The sequence below is a fragment of the Bacillus norwichensis genome (assembly GCF_014836955.1).
In the GTDB taxonomy this organism is placed as follows: domain Bacteria; phylum Bacillota; class Bacilli; order Bacillales; family Bacillaceae_C; genus Siminovitchia; species Siminovitchia norwichensis.
Window position 1 is genome coordinate 138243 of record NZ_JACSPV010000004.1, and the last position, 20033, is coordinate 158275.

The window sequence follows — 20033 nt, forward strand, 5'->3', positions numbered from 1 at the left end:
GACAAACATTATACGGTTTATTGAATAAGAGGAGGCTACCGAGAAAGCGATATATGAAAAGTGAACGCTCGTAAATACGATTTGAAGAGGGAATAGTGCACATTCCATTATCAAATACGCCAAGACCCATTTACGCCCAAATTTTGTCGAGCTCCACCCGATACATTTCCTCTGAAAGTCTGTGGCACCCACCGGTGGTTTTAACTTTATTCATCTGGAGTTTTGAATGAAATACCAATATGCATTCATCCCACCCCTTACAGAAACAGAAGTGGGAGACTTCTTCTGAATGGAGTTAAACAAGCTTCATTCAGAGAAACTAAAAAAGAGCCCGGAGAGTGTTGTATAAACCACTTTCCAGGCTCTTCTCTATCTTTTATTGCTGGCTAGTCTCACAGTAAAGGTCTGTTCTTTTCCATCACGAAAAACTTTCAACGTTACCTGATCACCAACTGAAAGTTTTGTATATAAAAACTTTCGCAGTTCTCCTTCATCCTTTAACGATTCCCCATTGATAGAAACAATGATATCTTGGACTTTGATCCCTGCTTTTGCGATTTCTGAGTTCTCATCAACTGAAGCGACCATCACACCTTCTTTTACTTTTTCCGGAATATCCTTCAAATAAAATGGCGGGATTTTATCTAGACCGATGACACTTACTCCCAAATATGGCCTGACAACCTGACCATCTTTAATGATTTGCTTGGCGATGCTTGTAACTTCATTAATTGGAATGGCGAATCCCAGTCCTTCTACACCACTTTCAGAAATTTTCAAGCTGTTGATCCCAATAAGCTCTCCAGATGCGTTGATCAAAGCCCCGCCACTATTTCCAGGGTTGATGGCGGCATCTGTCTGTATAACATCAAGATCCCAATCTCCTGCTGAAGTTGTCACCTCAATCGTCCGATTGACCGCACTAACAATTCCCTGTGTCACTGTTCTTGACAGATCAAGCCCCAGCGGATTTCCGATAGCAATAACCTGATCACCGGCACGCAGAGCATCAGAATCACCGATTTTAATGGGGTCGATGTCATAGTTCCCCTTCATTTTAAGTACAGCAATATCAGTTAAAGGGTCTGTTCCAATCAACTCTGCTTCGACCACTTTTCCATTATATAGAGAAATATCAATCTGCCCAGCACCTTCAATTACATGATTATTTGTCAGAATAAAAGCTTCTTTATTTGTTTTTTTATAAATAACACCTGATCCCGTTCCTGACGTCACAGCTTCCGAAGGTTGAAATCCATCACTCTGATTTTTCTTATTGACCACACCTACGATGGCTTTAGATGACTGCTCAACGATGTCAGAAATTGAATTTGAACTTGCTGCTACCTTTTGAACATCGATATTCTCCGCAGTTTCGGATAACGGCTCTGTTTTCGTTTGGTTAGTATCAAAATACTGGACTGAAGCCAAAGTAATAACCGAACCGATAACACCTGCGGAAAGCATTGATAAGAAACGTTTAATCATATTTCTTTCACCCTTTCATCGTCTGCTTCTTATATAGAACTATAAGGGATCAGTATGTCAGACAGATGTCAGATCTTTTTCTCCAAGAACAAAAGCGCAAGCGCCTGTTCATCGACGTACAGACTGGAGTGACTCCAACGAGATAAAGGAAACACGGCGACGAAGGAGCCGATGTTGACTTATCGTAGGAGGAGGCACGAAGTCTGCTAGTCGATAGGCGCTGGAGCTGGACGCAGCATTACTTTAATTTACTAACAAAAAAACTGCCGTATCCTACGGCAGTTAATCAATTTTCGGCAAGCTGATCCGAAATGTCGTTCCTAAAGACGTGCTTTCGATCAAATCTAAATCTCCACTCATTGCCTGAGCCATCATTTTACTGTAAGGCAATCCAAGTCCAAGGCCACCTACCTTATATTTTTTCTCATGACCTCGATAGAACCTTTCAAAAATGAGAGACTGTTCCTTCTCAGAGATTCCCGTCCCTGTATCTTCAATATCAATCATAAGCTCATCCTGGGACTCTGTGATAGTCACCTTAATTTTCCCCGGAAAGGCAATCGCCTGCCGTGCGTTGTTCAAAAGATTTGTCAAGATTTGCTGCAGCCGGACAGCATCCACCCGCACACCAGCATCGTCTTGGAGAGGCTTAACTTCAACGGTAAGTCCTTCAACCGCCTGCCCTGCCTCCCACTGGTAGATGGAATCTTTAACAAGCTCGTTGATAGAATGCTTCTCCATTGTTAAAGGAACAGCATTAGCTGCAAATGAATTGAAAGCAAGTAAATCCTCTACCATCGTTCTCATTTTGGCTGTTTCTTTTAAAGATATCTTCAAAAACTCTCTGGCCTCTTCACCGCTTACCACTTCATCATCAATAGCCTGTAAAAGACCCGTAATAGAAGTGACCGGTGTCTTTAATTCGTGAGTAACTCCTGCAAGTAATTCTGTACGAAGGGATTCAAGCTTCTGCAATTGCTGTGACATTTCTTTAAAGGAACGGATCAATTCGTCGACTTCTTCTGCCTTTGCGTCATTCGGGAGGTCCACTTGATAGTTCCCTTTCCTCACCTGTTCAGCAGCTTTTGATACTTTCTTAATCGGTTTGGATAACTTCCTTGATAAAATATAAACCGCTCCCCAGCCAATAAGAGCCAGACTGACAATCATAATAGTAAGCTGCTGATATTCCTGGTTCACCTTTGACAGGTTTGCTTCCGTTTCTGTGATGACAACCCAGCCAAGCCGCATAGATTCAAACTCAATCGGCTTTTTTACTACATAGAACGGTGCATACCCTTTTTCCGAAAGCTTGATCACTGCTTTTGTGCTATCTAGCAAGGATGCATCAAACTGTTTTAAAGAGCTCTGTTGGCGGTTACTAGCTAAGATGGTCCCTGCTGGATCAGCAACATATATAGTAGGATTGCTCTCCATATTCAACAAGCGTCCACGCTCCGAGAATAAACCGGGAATTTCATTCAATGGAGGGATAACCGGTTCCTCGTTGGTCACCAACCGGTTTGCGGTTTCTTCAGCCATAAACTCTAGCATATTCAGTCGGTTTTCCAATGTCGTATGTCGAATCCATAAAGCTGAAATGACTGCCATTATCACCAACCCGATTAAAATCGTAAGTAAATACCGTGTTGTCCAATACCGCTGCAGCGATATTTTCCTCTTACTCATGCTGGACACTGAGTTGATACCCCAATCCCCGGAGTGTCCGGATTTTTCCATCTTTTGCAGGCCACCCTTTCAGAGACTTTCTCAGCCTCTTAATCGACAAATCCACTGCACGGTCGCTTCCTTCATAATCCCATCCCCAAATCTTTTCAATGAGCTGATCTCTTGTGAATGTTTGATTTGGATGCTCTGCAAGAAAAAGCAACAGTGATAAGTCCCGTGGAGTCAAGTGGACTTCTTCACCATTCAATATCACACGATGACCTTGAAAATCGATTTCTAATCCTCCGTACTGTTTGATAGAAGGTTCCTTTTTCTCAGACCTGCGCAAAACGGCTTTAACTCTTGCGACAACCTCTTCCCCTACAAACGGTTTGGAAATATAATCATCGGCACCTTTATTTAAACCATCGAGCCTGTAATTTACTTCTCCGAGAGCCGTCAACATAATAACGGGACAATCACTTTTCCTCCTGATTTCCTGTAAAACTTCCCAACCGCTCAAACCAGGAAGCATGACATCAAGCAATACTAGCGTAGGCTTGACTACCTCAAATTGCTTCAACGCATCTGTTCCACTTGCAACAGATTCAGTTTGGAAACCTGCTTTTCTTAAATAAACCTTCAACACTTGGTTGATGGGATACTCATCTTCGACGATTAAAATTGTTGTCATATTCGTCACCCTTTGAGAAAAATACTGCTACTCACTTTATCATGAAAAGATGTCAGTCAGATGTCAAGTTGCGAAAAGCCCAGGGCGATTTGACTTTGTCTCTGCGCCGAGCCGTGCGGCTTTGGTGACACTACCAATTAGCTCAGAGTGAGACAACCTTCGTTTTACTTCGTGTACGCCGGCTAGCTCAAGCTGCGAAATCCTGTCGCTTCGCTTACATTAGCATCTGCAGGCCCAAATCGCGATGTCATGCCTGTCCCAGCTAACTGAAATTTCAGCTAATCTTTTATAATTTCTTACTTTTTATCAAATGCGCCTTGCATATTTTTGCCCATATTTTATCGAGCGATAACTTCCCCCCGAAAATCAGTGGCATCCGCGGTGGCTTTAACTTTATTCAGCCAGGGTTTGAAATCCCCACTGATGAAATCCCAATCTGCTTTGATCTCACCACTTAAAGAAGTGGGAGACTTCTGCTGAATAGGTGAAAAAAAGCTGGCCGGACAATCAAATAAAGAGTCCGGTCAGCCTTTCAATGTGGTTGGCTTTTTCCAAGCAAGCGAGAGGGCAACCCCAGCCAATAAAAAGATGGATGAAAAATAATAAGGATAATCCAAATCGATATCGAATAGAAAGCCGCCAATGACGGGCCCCAAAACATTGCCGATACTCGTAAACATCGAGTTCATGCCACCTACAAAGCCTTGTTCATTGCCAGCGATTTTTGATAAATAAGATGTGACCGCCGGCCGAATCAGATCGAAACCAACAAAGATGATAAAAGTGACCAAAAGAATATGATAATACGAGTTTACAGTAGTCATTAAAAACACAAGGACTACCGAAAGAATCAGGCAATAACGAATCAGACCGATTTCTCCCAGATATTTTGTTAATCGGTCAAAAAAGATAACCTGGGCAATAGCCCCTATGATGGCTCCACCCGTAATAACAATCGCAATATCCTTTGGAGTAAAAGCGAATTTGTGATCAACAAATAAAGAAAACAGCGACTCGAATACAGCTAAGCCAAATGATGTGATCAAAATTATCATAAAAGCAAAAAAATACTTCGGTATAAAAATACGTTTGATGCCTGCTTTTTGCCCCGTCCCTACATCTTCATGATCCCGTCCCGGTTCCCGAAGCGTAATAATGGATAGAACTGCTGCAAATAACGCAAACCCTGCGGCGGTGAAAAAAGGGACGCGAGATCCAATTTCAGCTAAAAATCCCCCTAGGCCAGGCCCAATGATAAACCCCGTTGAAATGGCAGCTGACATATAGCCAAGCGCTTTTGGGCGTGTGTCCATTGTCGTGATATCTGCAATGAATGCTGTTACAGCTGGCATTACAAAAGCTGCGCTGATACCACCGAGAAATCGAGAAACAAATAGGACTTCCACTGTTTTACCAAGCCCAAATAATAATTCGGAGAGGCTGAAAATCAACAGACCATACACAATCATTTTTTTCCGCCCAAACTTATCAACCCAGCGTCCAGCAATTGGAGATACAATAAGCTGCATAATAGCAAACGCTGCAACAAGATTTCCAACAACGGAGCCCGATAAGTTCAATTCGTTCATGATTGTTGGTAATACAGGAATGACCAAACCGATTCCTAAAAAGGCAATAAAGAGGTTGCCCAGCAATATGGTTAACGTCATATTAGACTTATTCATCTTATCCTCTCCTCCTATGTATGGAGATATATCAAACAATATAATCTGTTAACCATATCCAAGTCAATATTTATCGAATGCGCCTTGCATTTTTGCGCCCAGATTTTATTGAGCGATAAATTCGCTCTGAAAATTTGTGGTATCCGTTGATGATTTTAACTTTTTTCAGACGGGGTTTGCCCCCACTGAACGGAATACCAATTTTCTTTTTCAGAAGTAGGACACTTTTGCTGAATGAAGTTAACAGCCTGCGCAAAAAATAGGAGCTTCGCATCCGCGAAGCCCTAAATTAGTTTATTGAATATCTGAAACAGGCAAATCTGCTCTGCGGTATTCTGCACCCGAATGTTCTTTCGGTAATCGTGCCTTCCCTATCCCAAACAACTTTTCTCGAAATGTCCCCTCCGTGTATTCTTTCTTCAAAACTCCCCGTTTTTGCAATTCAGGAGAAACCAGTTCAGCAAAGTCTTTGAAAGTTCCAGGTGCCTGTGCATATGCGAGATTGAAGCCATCAATATCTGTTTCCTCTACCCATTCTTCCAATGTATCTGCAATTTGTTCAGGTGTCCCAACAACAACCGGACCCATTCCTCCTACACCTACAAAATTCGCTAGCTCGCGAACCGTCCATTTTTTATCATGACTGGATTCAGTAAGCATTTTCAGCTTTGACTTAATAGCTTTCGTTTCAATATATTCTATTTCGTCATCAGGATGATACACCGAAAAGTCAACGCCAGTCCATCCCCCTATCAATGTTAACGCTCCGTCATAGCTAATATACTTTGTGAGCTCTTCATATTTTCTTTGAGCCTCTTCAGGTGTCCGACCCACAATCGGCGTCATCTGCGCAAATATTTTTATACTTTGCGGATCTCTGCCTTCATTTTGAACGAGCTCCCTAACATTTTTTACATATGAAGCAATCGGACCCTTGGCTGGACCTGTAATAAAGGTACATTCCGCATGCTTTGCTGCAAAATTTCTGCCAGTAGGAGAGCCGCCTGCCTGATATAAAACAGGTGTCCTCTGTGGAGACGGTTCACATAAATGGATCCCTGGAACATTAAAATATTTTCCCTGATGCTCTATTCCATGCACTTTTTCTGGATCAGTAAAGACACCTCGATTTCTGTCCCTATTGACAGCGTCTTCCTCCCAGCTTCCTTCCCATAATTTATAGCAAACTTCCATATACTCATCAGCAATAGCATAGCGTTCGCTATGCTGGAACTTATCACCAATTTCAATATTTTTGGTGCCGCTTTCCAAATAAGAAGTGACAATATTCCAAGCAATCCGTCCTTTTGTCAAATGATCCAGCGTCGACATTCGTCGGGCAAAAGTATAAGGATGTTCGAATGTTGTAGAGCAAGTAATGCCGAAGCCCAAATGTTTTGTCGCATAAGCCATTGCCGAAACAAGCATCATCGGGTCATTAACCGGAACCTGTATTGCCTCCTTCAAGGCAACCGCCTGATCATCACCATATACATCGTAAATGCCGATTACATCAGCGATAAAAATTCCGTCAAACCGCCCTTTTTCCAAAGTCTTTGCAAGGTCAACCCAATAATCCAGATCTTTATACCGCTCAGACTGATCTTCCGGATGTCTCCATAAACCTGGCGACTGATGCCCAACGCAATTCATCTCGAAGGCATTCAAATAGATTCTTTTTTTCGTCAAACCAGATTCCCCCCTTTACATTGAATATTCATATTTCTTTAAGCTCGCTCATCCACAAATTCATTTACCAACAACGTTAAATTTCCACGGCCAAACTTGATCGCCTTAGCTTTTTCGTCGTATAGATCCTCCTTTAAGGAATATTCAAGAAACTTGATTAAAGCAAAGCGGCGTTCGTACACATCGATATAGCCCTTTTCGAAAAGAAGCGCTTCGATCGTATTATATATTCCACGGTTGATCCCATACTTTAAACCGCACCACCTGTAAAATTGCAAATCAGGCAAACTGAATATTTCTTTGTTCAAAATTGGAATTCCCACTCTATCACCTCAATCTAAAAACTGATTTCGTGCGATAACCTGGGGGTGCGAAAGGTTATCTAGGGTTTCGCACCATTATTTTGGAATTCACTCGATTTTCCTGAGTTTCGCACCATTATCCAGAGTTCGCTCAATTATTTCCGGATTCGCACAATAATCGCGGAATTCGCTCGATTATCTCAGGTTTCGCACGATTATTCCGATTTTCGCACAATAACCTCAGATTTCGCACAATCCTCCAATCCCCAATCCCCAACAAATTTTATAAAAAAAGACACTTCGTTCTATCTGATGAGATGAAACAAAGTGCCTCTAGTGGTCTAGTCAGCTCTTTAATGTAAATTATTCTTTTAGATGTTCTTCAATAATTGTTACGAATTCCTCAAGGTATTTTTGATCAATTTCATCAAATCGGTCGGTGATAGGGCTGTCGATATCAAGCACCCCATATATGTTTCCATTCGCAAAAATGGGGACTACAATTTCGGAATTGCTTGCTGCATCGCAAGCAATATGTCCTGGAAATTGATGGACATCAGCTATTCGCTGTGTCGTCTGTTCTTTGACAGCAGTGCCGCACACACCTTTTCCGTAAGTGATTCTTGTGCATGCCGGTAATCCCTGAAATGGCCCAAGGACCAGTTCTTCATCTTTCCACACATAAAAACCAACCCAATTGACTTCATCCAAAAATTGGTTCAATAGTGCTGATGCATTGGATAATAGCGCTATTTCATCTGTTTCTCCGTCAAGAAGGGCCTTTAGTTGCTTGAGAAGCAATTGATAGGCTTCTTGTTTATTTCCAGAGTATGTTTTAACTTGAAACATAGTCATTCAGCCTCCTTTCAAATCGGTTGTTCCAGATATTTCACAAAGTCATCAGAAGAAATGACAGGGGCAAAAATATTGTTGATTCGCTCCATGGCAGCTGCTTCCTGTTCGGGCTTTTCGCATCCTGTCGCATCGCCGATGACAATAGGCAAATAGCCGTTGTCGCGTGCCAAACGAACGTTCCCTTCAATGCACCAATCAAGATGAACACCTGTAAATACAATGACTTCCACTCTTTTTCGCACTAATTCCAGGGGAAACGGTGTCCCGATAAAAGCGGTTTGCAGTGCACATTCATGAAATTGAAGATCCTCCGGCTCGACCAATTCCTTCAATTCATCCACCAATTCATTGTCCCAGTTGATCTTATCTTCATTGACGTTCAAGCCCTCGACCCATGTTTCATATTGAACCTTATCAAAAATATTTTGCGGATCATTTCCACGATAAATATTGTAGCCGATCCAATTGAACGAGACAAAATTGCTTGCTTTTCTTGCAGCTTTCAATGTTTTGATTGTTGCAGGCAAACTGCCACGCTCACGGTGATTTTCATATCCAAGGGCACCGTTATGCTCATAGAGACATTTATTCTGACTAATAGAAACGAATGCGGCTTTCCTTTTTAATATTTCCGCCAAGTTCAGCTTTTTCCATTGAGGGGCAAGCTCTGGAATTGCGTGAATCCCACCAATTTCAGTTTGAGCAATAACAGTCAATCCAATCTCCTCCCGTTTTAAGAAGACTTCGTTCTATTTATCTCTAGCTCTTTTAATTGCCTGCGTAAAATTTTCCCGCTGATCACTGTTTTAGGCAGCTCATCCAATACTTCTATTTCCCTTGGCGCGGAATGTGCGGCTAGATTGTTTCTGACAAAGATCCGGATTTCTTCGAGCAACTCCTTTGATTCTGAAAAGCCAGGTCTTAGGGTAATAAAAGCTTTTACTACTTCACCACGAATAGGATCAGGTTTTCCGATCACTCCTGCTTCAGCGACAGCAGGATGCTCAATCAATTTGCTTTCCACTTCAAAAGGTCCAATCCGTTCTCCAGCTGAGTTAATCATGTCATCATCTCGACTTTGAAAGAACACATAGTCTTCTTCATCCTGATAAGCCAAGTCGCCTGAAACATACCATCCATCATATTTAAAATAAGCATTAAATCTATCTTTATTTCCCCAAATTTCCTTCATCAACCCAGGCCAAGGTGTACGAACAGCCAGCTGTCCCACAGAGCCTCTCGGCAGTTCCTGACCCTCTTCATCCAAAATGCCGACAGTAATGCCTGGGAATGGACGTCCCATTGAGCCTGGTTTAATCGTCTCAGCTGGCAAATTAACGATCAAATGTCCCCCTGTTTCGGTCATCCACCACGTATCATGAATACGGACACCTAATTGCTCCCAAGCCCAGTAAATCACTTCAGGATTTAATGGCTCTCCGACACTTAGTACGTGGCGCAAAGAGGAAAGGTCAAAGTTTTTTATCACTTCTCCTTGTGAGAGCAGCATTCTGAAAGCTGTCGGTGCACTATACCAAACCGTTACCTTTAATTCATGGATAAGCTGGTACCAGTTTTCTGCCTTGAACCGGCCCCCTTGAATCACAATTGTCGCCCGGTTCAGCCATGGTGCAAACAGCCCATAAACGCTACCTGTCACCCATCCTGGATGAGACGTGCACCAATATACATCTTCGTCCTTCACATCAAGCACCCATTTGCCTGAAGCATGATGATGAGTCACAACACGATGGGCGTGCAAAACACCTTTTGGCTTGCCAGTTGATCCGCTTGTATAGTGAATGAGCATCCCGTCCTCCTGATCCACCCACTCAACTAATTCACCATCATTTTTAACATCAAAAGTTGTATTTTCAATCTCTTCGACATCTAAAATGGTTTGCAGGGAAGGTATGTCATTCTGTGGAACCCGCTTCACCATTTCATTGTCTGTGATTAGTACAGTCCCTTTACAATCATTAATCCGGTCTTTGACTGCATCTTCCATAAAAGCTTCGAACAAAGGCCCTGCAATGGCCCCAATTTTAATAATCGCCAAAATGGAGATATAGCATTCCGGAGTTTTCGGAAGGAATACAAACACTCGGTCTCCCTTTTTAACCCCATGGCTTTTTAAAACTCTTGCGTAATGATCTGTTTTGTCCTTTACTGTTTGAAATGTAAGCAATCTTCTTTCATCGCCGTTTACGTAATGAAGGGCAACCTTATTTCCATATCCTTCATCAACATGCCGGTCAATCGTTTCATAGGCAGCATTCAATTTTCCAGTCTTCGTAAAACTTAATTCTTTTGCTGCGTCTTCCCATGAGAATGTATGTCGTAGCGCATCATAGTTTTCCAGATTGTACGTACCTGGAATCGGCGCTATTATTTCCCTTTCTAAAACAGCCATTATCTATCCTCCTATTACGATGTGATCAGCGCCTTGCCCGCTTTATTCAAATCAAGGCTTTCCAATATCTCTGTCTTCAGTTCCGCTAATACGTTGCTCCCCCTCGATCTAGGCCGGCTTTCATCGACTGTCAGTTCTTTGGCGATTTCCCCTGGTTGTCCTCGAAGGATAACGATCCGATCACATAAATACGTCGCTTCGTCAATGTCATGTGTAACCAATACGATTGTCGTTTTGTGCTCCTTCCAAATATCAAGCAGCAAATCCTGCAATTGCATTTTTGTAAAAGCATCTAATGCACTGAATGGTTCATCCAACAACAGGATTTCCGGTGATGTGACAAGAGCGCGCGCGATAGCAACACGCTGTGCCATCCCACCTGACAATTGCCTTGGATACAGATTTTCGCAGTCTCCTAAGCCGACATTTTCCAAGTATCGCTTTCCAAGGCTGATTTTTTCTTCCTTTTTGCCTTTCAATCCAAAAATGACATTTTCCAACACAGTGATCCAAGGAAACAGGCGCGGTTCCTGGAAAATGAAACCTGTTGTATCATGAACATCTTTTGAAGTTTTGCCATTGATAGCTATTTCTCCATCATACTCATCATCCAGTCCGGAAATTGCCCGTAATAGAGTACTCTTTCCACAACCACTTGTACCTAGTATTCCGATGATTTCACCCGGTTTTGCAGATAGAGTGATATTCCGAACCGCTGTTTTTCCAGCGAATGTCCGACTGACATTTTTCAATTCCAAGCCCATCTTTTTCCCCTCCGAATTACGACTTTACAAGGCGATCTTGCCAATGCAATGTACGTGTTTCAATGACTTTGAGAATCCAGTCCGTCAATTTGCCAATGATAGCGAATAAGATGATACTAGCAATGATCGTCTCCGGTGAAAGTGTGTTCTGTCCAAGGACAAGCAAGTACCCTAAGCCCTGACTAGCACCCATCAATTCTGAAGCAACAACGAACATCCAGCCCAAACCCAAACCGCTGCGCAGACCTACTAGGAAAGATGGCAAAGATGCTGGCAAAATCACCCTCGTCACTAATTGGAATGTACTTAATCCATACATTTTTCCGACCTCAATCAACTTACGGTCAACTCCTGCAATTCCGCTGACAATATTTAAGTAAACTGGGAAAAAAACTCCGACTGCGATCATCGTCACTTTGGAGGGTTCGCCAATTCCCATCCATAGAATGAATAAAGGAACCCAAGCCAATGAAGGAATGGAACGAAATGCTTGGATCATTGGATCAAAAAGGTATTCAGCTTTTTTATAAAAACCGACAAACGAACCTAAAACTACTGCAACAGCCGATCCTAATATGAATCCCAGAAATACGCGGTAGGTTGTGATGCCTACGTGCCCCCACAAAGAACCGTCCTGCGCCATTTTTTGAATGGCCGCCAGTATCGTGGACGGAGCTGGAAGTTGGTAAGACGGAAATACTCCCAGCCGGCTTAATGCCTCCCACGTAACCACAAGAATGATTGGCAGTAAACTTCCAAGTATGATTGGCTGAAAATTTCTCTTCTCTGTCCGGACTTTTTTCTTATCTGCCGGTCTTTCAGCAACGAGTACGGATGCTAGCTCCCCTTCATGCTTTGCCATTTCACTTCGCTCCTACCTGAGTTTATTTGCCTTCAATTTCTTTTTCTGCAAATGATGGGTCAATGAGATTTGACGTTAACTCTTCAAGATCAGCTCCTGAATCGATCACATCACTCTCTACTAAAATTTTACCTGCCTCGATTAATGCTTTACGTTGAACATCACCTGGCACTGGCTCTGTAAAATCATTGCGTTCAAGCTGAATACGCGCTACGTCTTCTGGTATGCTTGCCTCTTCCCCTAGAAGCTTCACTGCTTCTTCCGGATTATCAAGAATCCATTGCCTAGCTTTCTCGTAGGCTTTGATGACACGCTGTACATATTCAGGATGCTTTTTGGCAAAATCTTCCCTTACGTTTAAAAATCCATACGTATTAAAATCGGGATTACGGTAAAATAATTCAGCACCTGTTTCGATTTCAAGGCGAGCCATATGAGGATCAAGTCCAGCCCACGCATCTACTGACCCGTTTGTCAGTGAAGTAGCTCCATCGCCATGCTGCAGATTTACAATCTCCACATCATCCACTGCCACACCTTCTTTATCTAAAGCACGAAGGAGAAAGATATAAGGATCAGTTCCAAGAGTTGCTGCAACTTTTTTTCCTTTTAAATCCTTCACTGATTGAATGTTGGAATCCTTGCTTTTTACAAGTGCTGTCCATTCCGGCTTGTTGGCAATATATACATTTTTGATCGGCGCTCCATTGGCTTTGGATATCAATGTAGCCGCTCCAGCAGCTGATCCAAAATCGACACTGTTGCTGTTTAAAAATTCGAGGGCTTTATTGCTTCCCTGACTTAATGTCCACTCGATTGCAATACCATCGTCTTTAAACTCATCTTCCAAGTAGCCGAATTTTTTCAAAACCAAGCTTACGGGCGAATAATAAGCATAATCCAGTCTGATTTTTTCAGGCTTTCCTTCCGATTTAGCATTCGAAGAACAACCAGATATTAGTAAAACAATCCCCAAAAGGCCAATGGCCAAAACTGATCTTAATTTTCTCATTGTCGTTTTTCTCCCTCTCCTAAAGCCTTAAAGTTCACATGCATACGTGGAAATGCTTCCGCGTAATCTTTGTGCTTCTTTATACGTACATCTGTTGTAGACGACTGGAATTCCTGCTTCACTTGCTATTTCTGCAGCTTCAGGAGAAATGACACCTTCCTGGAGCCAAAAGATTTTCGGTTTTGGATTCACTTCCGCTGACTCTTTCGCGACACCAATCGCTGCTTCTGGAGTCCTGAATACTTGAACTACATCGATTGGATATGGAACGCTTTTTAAATCCGGATAAGCTTTTTCACCCAAGATTTCCGTTTCCCTCGGATTGACTGGGATCACTTTATAACCAAGCCTTTGCATCTTACGGGCCAATCGATAGCTTGGCCTCGCTTCTTTCCCACTTAATCCAACAATAGCTAAAGTCTTTTGGCGGGTAATCTCCTGTCCATTTTCCAATACAAGTTCAGTAGCAGAGTTCAGTGCCCAGCGAATTACGCCTTCATCATTGATCAGGACAGACTTCTCTTCTCCTTCACCAATACCAGTTGCTTTGGTCAGAGCCTGATCCAGATCGTTCTGAATATCACGCAAAGATTCAATTCCAACTGACAAACGGACGAGTGACTCGGTTACACCTGTTTCTGCCAGTTGTTCTTTCGTCAATTGCTGGTGTGTCGTAGAAGCCGGGTGAATGATGAGAGATTTTGCATCACCAACATTTGCTACATGTGACCATAGTGAAACATTGTTGATCAAATCTTTTCCAGCTTCTTTTCCACCCTTGATGCCAAAAACAATGATTGAGCCGAATCCATTATTGAATATTTTTTTTGCCAAAGCATGTGAAGGATGGCTCTCGAGTCCCGGATAGGTGACCCATTCCACTGCTGGATGGTTTTCAAGGTATTCCGCAAGCTTGGCGGCATTTTCATTATGGCGCTCTACACGTATATGCAGGGTTTCCAGTCCCTGTATAAGCTGAAAAGCATTATGTGGACTTAACGCTGCCCCAAAGTCGCGAAGTAATTGAACTCGTACTTTCGTAATAAATGCCAATGTTCCGAAATCAACCGCATAACGAATTCCATTGTAACTGGCGTCAGGCTCAGTGAATTCAGGGAATTTTTCCGTGTTCCAGTTAAAGCGTCCTCCATCAACAATGACACCTCCAATGGATGTACCGTGCCCTCCGATCCACTTTGTTGCAGAATGAACAACGATATCAGCCCCTAACTGGAGTGGTTTACACACATGCGGAGTGGCAAAGGTATTATCGATAATTAAAGGTACCCCTGCTTCATGAGCAATCTCAGAAACCGCTTCGACATCCAGCACCTGCAATCCTGGGTTTCCAATAATTTCTCCGTAAACAGCTTTTGTTTTATTCGTAATAGCTTCTCTAAAGTTTTCCGGGTTGGTTGGGTCGACAAACTTAACATTGATCCCATAGCGCGGAAGGGTTACCGCAAACAAGTTATACGTCCCTCCATAAAGGTTTGTTCCTGCTACAATCTCATCACCAGCGCTTGCTAGACTAAGAATGGATAACGTGATAGCTGACATTCCAGATGAAGTGGCCACCGCAGCTACCCCATCTTCAAGCAATGCCAGCCTTTTTTCAAACACATCTACAGTCGGGTTTCCGATACGTGAATAGATATTTCCCGGCTCATCCAAAGCAAATAATCTTTCAGCATGCTCTGTATCATGAAAAACAAATGAAGTCGTTTGATAAATCGGAACCGCTCTTGATCCTGTAGTAGGGTCCGGTGCCTGCCCTCCATGTAAAGCCAATGTTTCAAGATCATACGTTGTGTTTTTAATTTCTGTCGTCATTTTAAATCCCCCTGGTTTAGTCAATTAAAGAAAAGCCCTCTTCACTAAGAAGAGAGCCGCTTATTATCGGTTGTTCTCTTCTTATCTTTCAGGAATTTACTCCTGCAGGAATTGGCACCTTATTAAGCAGTCAAATAAGCTTAATGGTTGCCGGGCATCATCGGGCCAGTCCCTCCGCCTCTCTTGATAAGAATTACCTTATTCATTTATTCCAAATAAAAAACCTCTCATGAAAGATGAGAGGTTAGTGTATCTTATATTCCTCTTATCTTTCCGAGCATCATGCTCAGCTGGATTTAGCACCTTTTAAGTACGATACTTAAGGTTGCCGGGTGTCATCAGGCCAGATCCTTCCACCACTCTTGATAAGAAAGTATTTAATTAGTTTGCTTAATCGTTAAATAGAAGTCTAGCACGGCACTTTTTTGTTGTCAATTACTTTTTCAAAAGTTTTCCGATTCATTAAGTGTGTTTAAATAATCGTTACGCGGGGACAAATTGTGTTTTTTCGTGCCAATGATTGCTTTTTTTCAATCTAACGCTTTTTACAAAGGGTGTTTTTAGCGTTTTATAATCAAATGTACTTGGCTTATTGCGCCAGTTTTTATCAAGCACTCCGCTCGATAGATTTCCTCCGAAAATCTGTGGCATCCACTGGAGGCTGTAACTTTATTCAGCCGGGATTTTAGTCCCACTGAATGGAATACCAATACGCTTTCACCTACCGCTTATAGAATGCTGAATGAAATTAAATTCCCTTCAATAGCTCCAGACTTTTTAGAACATGGTGTAGAAACGGAACAACCTCGGTCATATTATCCTCGCTAATTTTCGTCTTGAATTTCACTTTGATCAAATTTAAATAACCGGAAACCTCTTCCCCATATTTGCAGCTCAGCGTTTGTGTTAGCTCGATATCGTTTTCCCAGACAGCGTATAACGCCTCTCTAATTTGTTCGCATTGTACAGGAGCATCATGAACATGCTTGAAAAAATGCAATTCAAGGGAACAGCCTGGGACCGCCTCCGGAATTTCGAGAATTTCTCCAGCCAAATCTTCCAAAGAAGCGGTCAACACAACTTCCGCCATCACTTCTGGCAGTCCGGCTAATGTAAATTTCATCGATAGCTCCCTAGAGAGAATGGCATGATCCGTACGATCTGCTCTGTCAACGATCGCAATCAAGCCGTCCATATTATCCAGATCGTATATGCGATTTTCAAAGGCGACTTTTAAATTTTCAAAATGTGTTGGATCATACATATCAAGTATTCCTTCCAGATAGTTTCTTCACTTTAAGCGCCAAGAAAATTGAAACAACCAGCAGGCCCATGGTAAAGCCCACTACCCCGCCCCAACCATAGCGGGACCAAAATATACCGCCCACAGATCCTCCAACACTAGAGCCCATATAATAGGCAAATAAATAGAGTGAAGATGCCTGGGCGATATCATGAGTAGCATAGCGGCTGACCAACCCGCTTGCAACAGAATGAGCTCCGAAAAAACCGAACGTCAACACGATAATGCCGATGATTTTATAAAATAAAGACACAGGAAGCGTCAATACAACCCCTAATAGCATGAGTAGCACACCAAGGGTAATTAGCAGCGGACGGCCGAATTTGTCTCCCAACATCCCGAACCAAGTAGAACTGAAGGTTCCAACCAAATAAACGATAAACAACCATCCAATGATTGTCATACTCAAAAGATAAGGAGGCTCTGCGAGTTTAAAACCAAGATAATTATAAATCGTGACAAAAGCGCCCATTAAGAAAAAGGCGATTAAAAACAGCAACACCAAGACTGGGTTTCTCAAATGAGAAATGAGTGTACCAGCAAGCTTTTTCAAATGTAAATCCTGCGGATGAAAGTGCTTAGAAGACGGAAGTGCCCATATAAAATAAATAGCGGCAATCAAACTAACGACTCCCAAAAAGATCATTCCTGTTTGCCATGAAAATAAATCAGTCATAGTCCCCATAATGACCCTGCCAGAAAGTCCTCCAACCGTATTACCGCTTATATACAGGCCCATCGCCGCACCGACACTATTCCCTTCGATTTCCTCACCCAAATAAGCCATTGCGATTGAAGGAATACCGGCAAAAGCAAATCCTTGGATCACCCTGAGTGTCAGATGAAGCTCGAAGGTTGGTGTGAAAGCAATCACCACAGTTAGAACAGATGTAATGATAAGGCAAACGGACATGATGTTTTTACGTCCCCACGCTTCAGAAAGGGAACCAAAAACAAGCAGCCCAAATGCTAGGGAAAGCGTGGTCAAAGACAAGGACAGGCTTGCCATCGTAGGAGTGACATGATACTCCTTTGTAAAAATAGGCATGATTGGCTGCGTGATATATAGATTAGCAAATGTAATGAACGCTGCGGCAAATAAAGCAAGGTTCGCTTTTTTAAAGGCTGGTGTTCCCCGCTGGATGTATCCTTTCGCTTGAATATCTCTGTTCATGTTCATCATCCAGTCCCTGTTGTTTCATTTCAACAGTTAGGTTTATTTCTATAATGGATGAATTATTTCTCTTTGTAAAACATTATTATTTGACTCGTGATACAGTCATTCCATCCCCGATTGGAAGGAGAAGTGATTCTAATCGAGGATGATTGGCCACCGTTTGATTGAAATTTTTCATAAATTCAGTATAGCGTTTAGGTGCTGCATTAGGATCTGCCACACTTCCTCCCGCGAGCATGTTATCTGCAATAATCAAAGCGCCCGGCTCGGCCAGCTTGATGCAATATTCCAGATAATGCTCATAATTTGCTTTGTCAGCGTCGATAAAGAAAAAGTCGAACCGCTTCTGATCTGAAACCAGTGTTTCAAGACTTTCCAAAGCAGGACCTGTCATATAGGAAACTTGATCACCAAAACCGGCTTTTGTCAGGTTGCTGCTGGCTAATTCAGCGTATGTATCTTTCAATTCCAATGAAGTCAGCGTTCCTCCGTCGCCAAACCCTCTGGCCAAGCAAATCCCGCTGTAGCCTCCGAGAGCTCCGATTTCGAGAATATTTTTCGCTCCAGCTATAGATACAAGCATCGTCAGAAGCTTCCCGGAAGAGGGAGATACCGATATTGATGGCATTCCGTTTTCTTTTATAGATGAAATGACCTCGTCCAGAATTAGGTCTGGATTATAAAAGACCGTATCGATATATTGATTAATTTGTTTCATTGGACTCCATTCCCTTCTCTTTGTTCATAGTGCTGCCCTGCATTTCACTTTCCTGGATTTCAAACAGCTGAACAAATTCGTTGATGACCATATCAATCGCTTTTAGTTCACCAACCAAAACCTGACGAATAGATTCATACTCCGGCTCGTCCAGTTGCTGCTTAATAGTTGAACGTTTCAACTGCATCATCTGCAAAAAAGCGACTGCTCTTCCCCGCCGAAAGGTTTTAGGTCCGCGGGAGCCTTTTCCGCGATGTCCTCGATGATACCCTTCTCTTAAACCTTTTTCATCTTGCATTTTCAAAGCCTCCTTTTTGTATACATTTGTATACTTTGGTTAAATTGTATACGAACGTATACAAATCGTCAAATAAAAAACACATCACAATTTAGTGATGCGCTATAACAATTCTTTACAAGCTAACCTTTGCCTCAGCAGAAATTATTTTTACGATTTCAATAACCTTGTCTATGTCTTCATTAGCTATTTTCCTGTGCGTCACAAATCTGATTCTATATTGACTAATAGAATTTGCCAAAACCCCGCGCTCTTTCAGCTTTTCAATAAAATGATCTGAATCCATTTCAAGCCCCTCAATGGAAAACATAATCATATTTGTTTCTACGCCTTCTGCATCAATATTGATTCCTTCTATATGAGCTAACCCTTCAGCAAGATTTTTTGCATGAACATGATCATCTTCCAATCGGCCAACCATTTCTTCCAATGCTACAATGCCGGCCGCTCCGGCTATTCCCGCCTGGCGCATGCCGCCCCCCAACATCTTTCTCCACTTTCTTGCTCTTTCAATAAAGCTTGTTGGGCCTGCCAAAATGGAACCCATGGGGGCACTCAAACCTTTGGATAAACAAAATTGAACGGTATTTACATACTGTGTTATTTCCTTCGGATCAACACCCAAACCAACTGCTGCATTAAATAAACGAGCTCCGTCCAAATGAATAGGAACTTGATACTGCCTTGAAATATCGTAAACTTCCCCCATGTAACGTAAGGGCAAAATGCGTCCACCCGAATCTCCATGAGTATTTTCCAAACAGATTAAAGCAGTTTTCGGACTGTGAATATCATCCTCCCGGATAGCGGAAACAATATCAGAAGCCGGCATCTGTCCATTTACCCCTTTGATAGTTCTCGGCTGAACCCCAGCGATTGTGGAGAGACCCGCCACCTCATACTCGACAATATGAGAATGCTCCTCCAAAATCACTTCATCCCCACGTTGTGTATGGGCGAGCACTGCCACTTGATTGCCTTGGGTTCCGCTCGTTACAAACAGCGCTGCCTCTTTCCCCACTCTCTCAGCAGCAAGCGCCTCCAAACGATTGATCGTTGGGTCTTCTCCATATACATCATCTCCAACGGCTGCATCACGGATGGCATCTCTCATTTTCTCCGTCGGTGTTGTCACGGTATCACTTCGCAGATCTATTGGCATCATTATATGACTCCTTCCTTATAAGGATCTAATTTAAATAGTATCAAAAACTAAACATGATCACATGTTGTTTTTTGAAGGTTTTTACTTACCTGCCGGCGAAATGACTA

Annotated in this window: 18 protein-coding genes and 2 riboswitches; all 18 genes read right to left on the reverse strand. The window is 42.5% G+C overall.

Going from position 1 to position 20033, the window contains the following annotated elements:
* Window positions 1-369: 369 nt before the first annotated feature.
* Window positions 370-1488, reverse strand: a complete 1119-nt coding sequence (locus tag H9631_RS03885) for a S1C family serine protease (RefSeq protein WP_191810121.1) — start codon at window positions 1486-1488, stop codon at window positions 370-372.
* Between the two features lie 282 nt (window positions 1489-1770).
* The gene (locus H9631_RS03890) at window positions 1771-3228 is read right to left on the reverse strand and encodes a HAMP domain-containing sensor histidine kinase (protein WP_225220835.1); all 1458 of its coding nucleotides are present in this window, start codon (window positions 3226-3228) and stop codon (window positions 1771-1773) included.
* Complete coding sequence (locus H9631_RS03895; protein WP_191810123.1) at window positions 3170-3850, reverse strand: response regulator transcription factor; 681 nt, start codon at window positions 3848-3850, stop codon at window positions 3170-3172. The genes H9631_RS03890 and H9631_RS03895 overlap by 59 nt, the downstream gene beginning before the upstream one ends.
* A 524-nt stretch (window positions 3851-4374) precedes the next feature.
* Window positions 4375-5535 (reverse strand): MFS transporter, encoded by a 1161-nt coding sequence (locus H9631_RS03900; RefSeq protein WP_191810125.1) that lies wholly within the window; start codon window positions 5533-5535, stop codon window positions 4375-4377.
* A gap of 294 nt (window positions 5536-5829) precedes the next feature.
* Complete coding sequence (locus H9631_RS03905) at window positions 5830-7224, reverse strand: LLM class flavin-dependent oxidoreductase (protein ID WP_225220836.1); 1395 nt, start codon at window positions 7222-7224, stop codon at window positions 5830-5832.
* Window positions 7225-7262: 38 nt separating this feature from the next.
* Window positions 7263-7547, reverse strand: coding sequence for a hypothetical protein (locus H9631_RS03910; RefSeq protein ID WP_191810127.1), 285 nt, complete (start codon window positions 7545-7547; stop codon window positions 7263-7265).
* 342 nt (window positions 7548-7889) lie between these two features.
* Entirely contained in the window at window positions 7890-8375 is a 486-nt protein-coding gene (locus H9631_RS03915) for a GAF domain-containing protein (protein ID WP_191810129.1), read from the reverse strand.
* Between the two features lie 17 nt (window positions 8376-8392).
* Window positions 8393-9097, reverse strand: coding sequence for an isochorismatase family protein (locus H9631_RS03920; protein WP_225220837.1), 705 nt, complete (start codon window positions 9095-9097; stop codon window positions 8393-8395).
* Between the two features lie 17 nt (window positions 9098-9114).
* The gene (gene acsA, locus H9631_RS03925; protein ID WP_191810131.1) at window positions 9115-10794 is read right to left on the reverse strand and encodes an acetate--CoA ligase; all 1680 of its coding nucleotides are present in this window, start codon (window positions 10792-10794) and stop codon (window positions 9115-9117) included.
* A 14-nt stretch (window positions 10795-10808) separates the two neighbouring features.
* On the reverse strand, window positions 10809-11558 hold the full coding sequence (locus H9631_RS03930) for an ABC transporter ATP-binding protein (RefSeq protein WP_191810133.1): 750 nt from the start codon (window positions 11556-11558) through the stop codon (window positions 10809-10811).
* A gap of 16 nt (window positions 11559-11574) precedes the next feature.
* Window positions 11575-12420: an ABC transporter permease gene (locus H9631_RS03935; protein WP_191810135.1), complete on the reverse strand. Its 846-nt coding sequence runs from the start codon at window positions 12418-12420 to the stop codon at window positions 11575-11577.
* Window positions 12421-12442: 22 nt separating this feature from the next.
* Window positions 12443-13432, reverse strand: a complete 990-nt coding sequence (locus H9631_RS03940) for an aliphatic sulfonate ABC transporter substrate-binding protein (RefSeq protein ID WP_191810137.1) — start codon at window positions 13430-13432, stop codon at window positions 12443-12445.
* 27 nt (window positions 13433-13459) lie between these two features.
* Window positions 13460-15265, reverse strand: coding sequence for a PLP-dependent aspartate aminotransferase family protein (locus tag H9631_RS03945; protein ID WP_191810138.1), 1806 nt, complete (start codon window positions 15263-15265; stop codon window positions 13460-13462).
* 78 nt (window positions 15266-15343) lie between these two features.
* Window positions 15344-15458, reverse strand: a riboswitch (SAM riboswitch).
* Window positions 15459-15527: 69 nt separating this feature from the next.
* Window positions 15528-15637, reverse strand: a riboswitch (SAM riboswitch).
* Between the two features lie 376 nt (window positions 15638-16013).
* The gene (locus H9631_RS03950) at window positions 16014-16529 is read right to left on the reverse strand and encodes a hypothetical protein (protein ID WP_191810140.1); all 516 of its coding nucleotides are present in this window, start codon (window positions 16527-16529) and stop codon (window positions 16014-16016) included.
* Between the two features lies 1 nt (window position 16530).
* Window positions 16531-17742 carry an MFS transporter gene (locus H9631_RS03955; protein ID WP_449727649.1) on the reverse strand — a complete coding sequence of 404 codons (1212 nt, stop codon included), beginning with the start codon at window positions 17740-17742 and terminating at the stop codon, window positions 16531-16533.
* Window positions 17743-17827: 85 nt separating this feature from the next.
* Window positions 17828-18463 (reverse strand): O-methyltransferase, encoded by a 636-nt coding sequence (locus tag H9631_RS03960; RefSeq protein WP_191810144.1) that lies wholly within the window; start codon window positions 18461-18463, stop codon window positions 17828-17830.
* Entirely contained in the window at window positions 18450-18761 is a 312-nt protein-coding gene (locus H9631_RS03965) for a hypothetical protein (protein ID WP_191810146.1), read from the reverse strand. The genes H9631_RS03960 and H9631_RS03965 overlap by 14 nt, the downstream gene beginning before the upstream one ends.
* Window positions 18762-18876: 115 nt before the next feature.
* Window positions 18877-19923 carry a low-specificity L-threonine aldolase gene (gene ltaE, locus H9631_RS03970; protein ID WP_225220850.1) on the reverse strand — a complete coding sequence of 349 codons (1047 nt, stop codon included), beginning with the start codon at window positions 19921-19923 and terminating at the stop codon, window positions 18877-18879.
* Window positions 19924-20033: the final 110 nt, after the last annotated feature.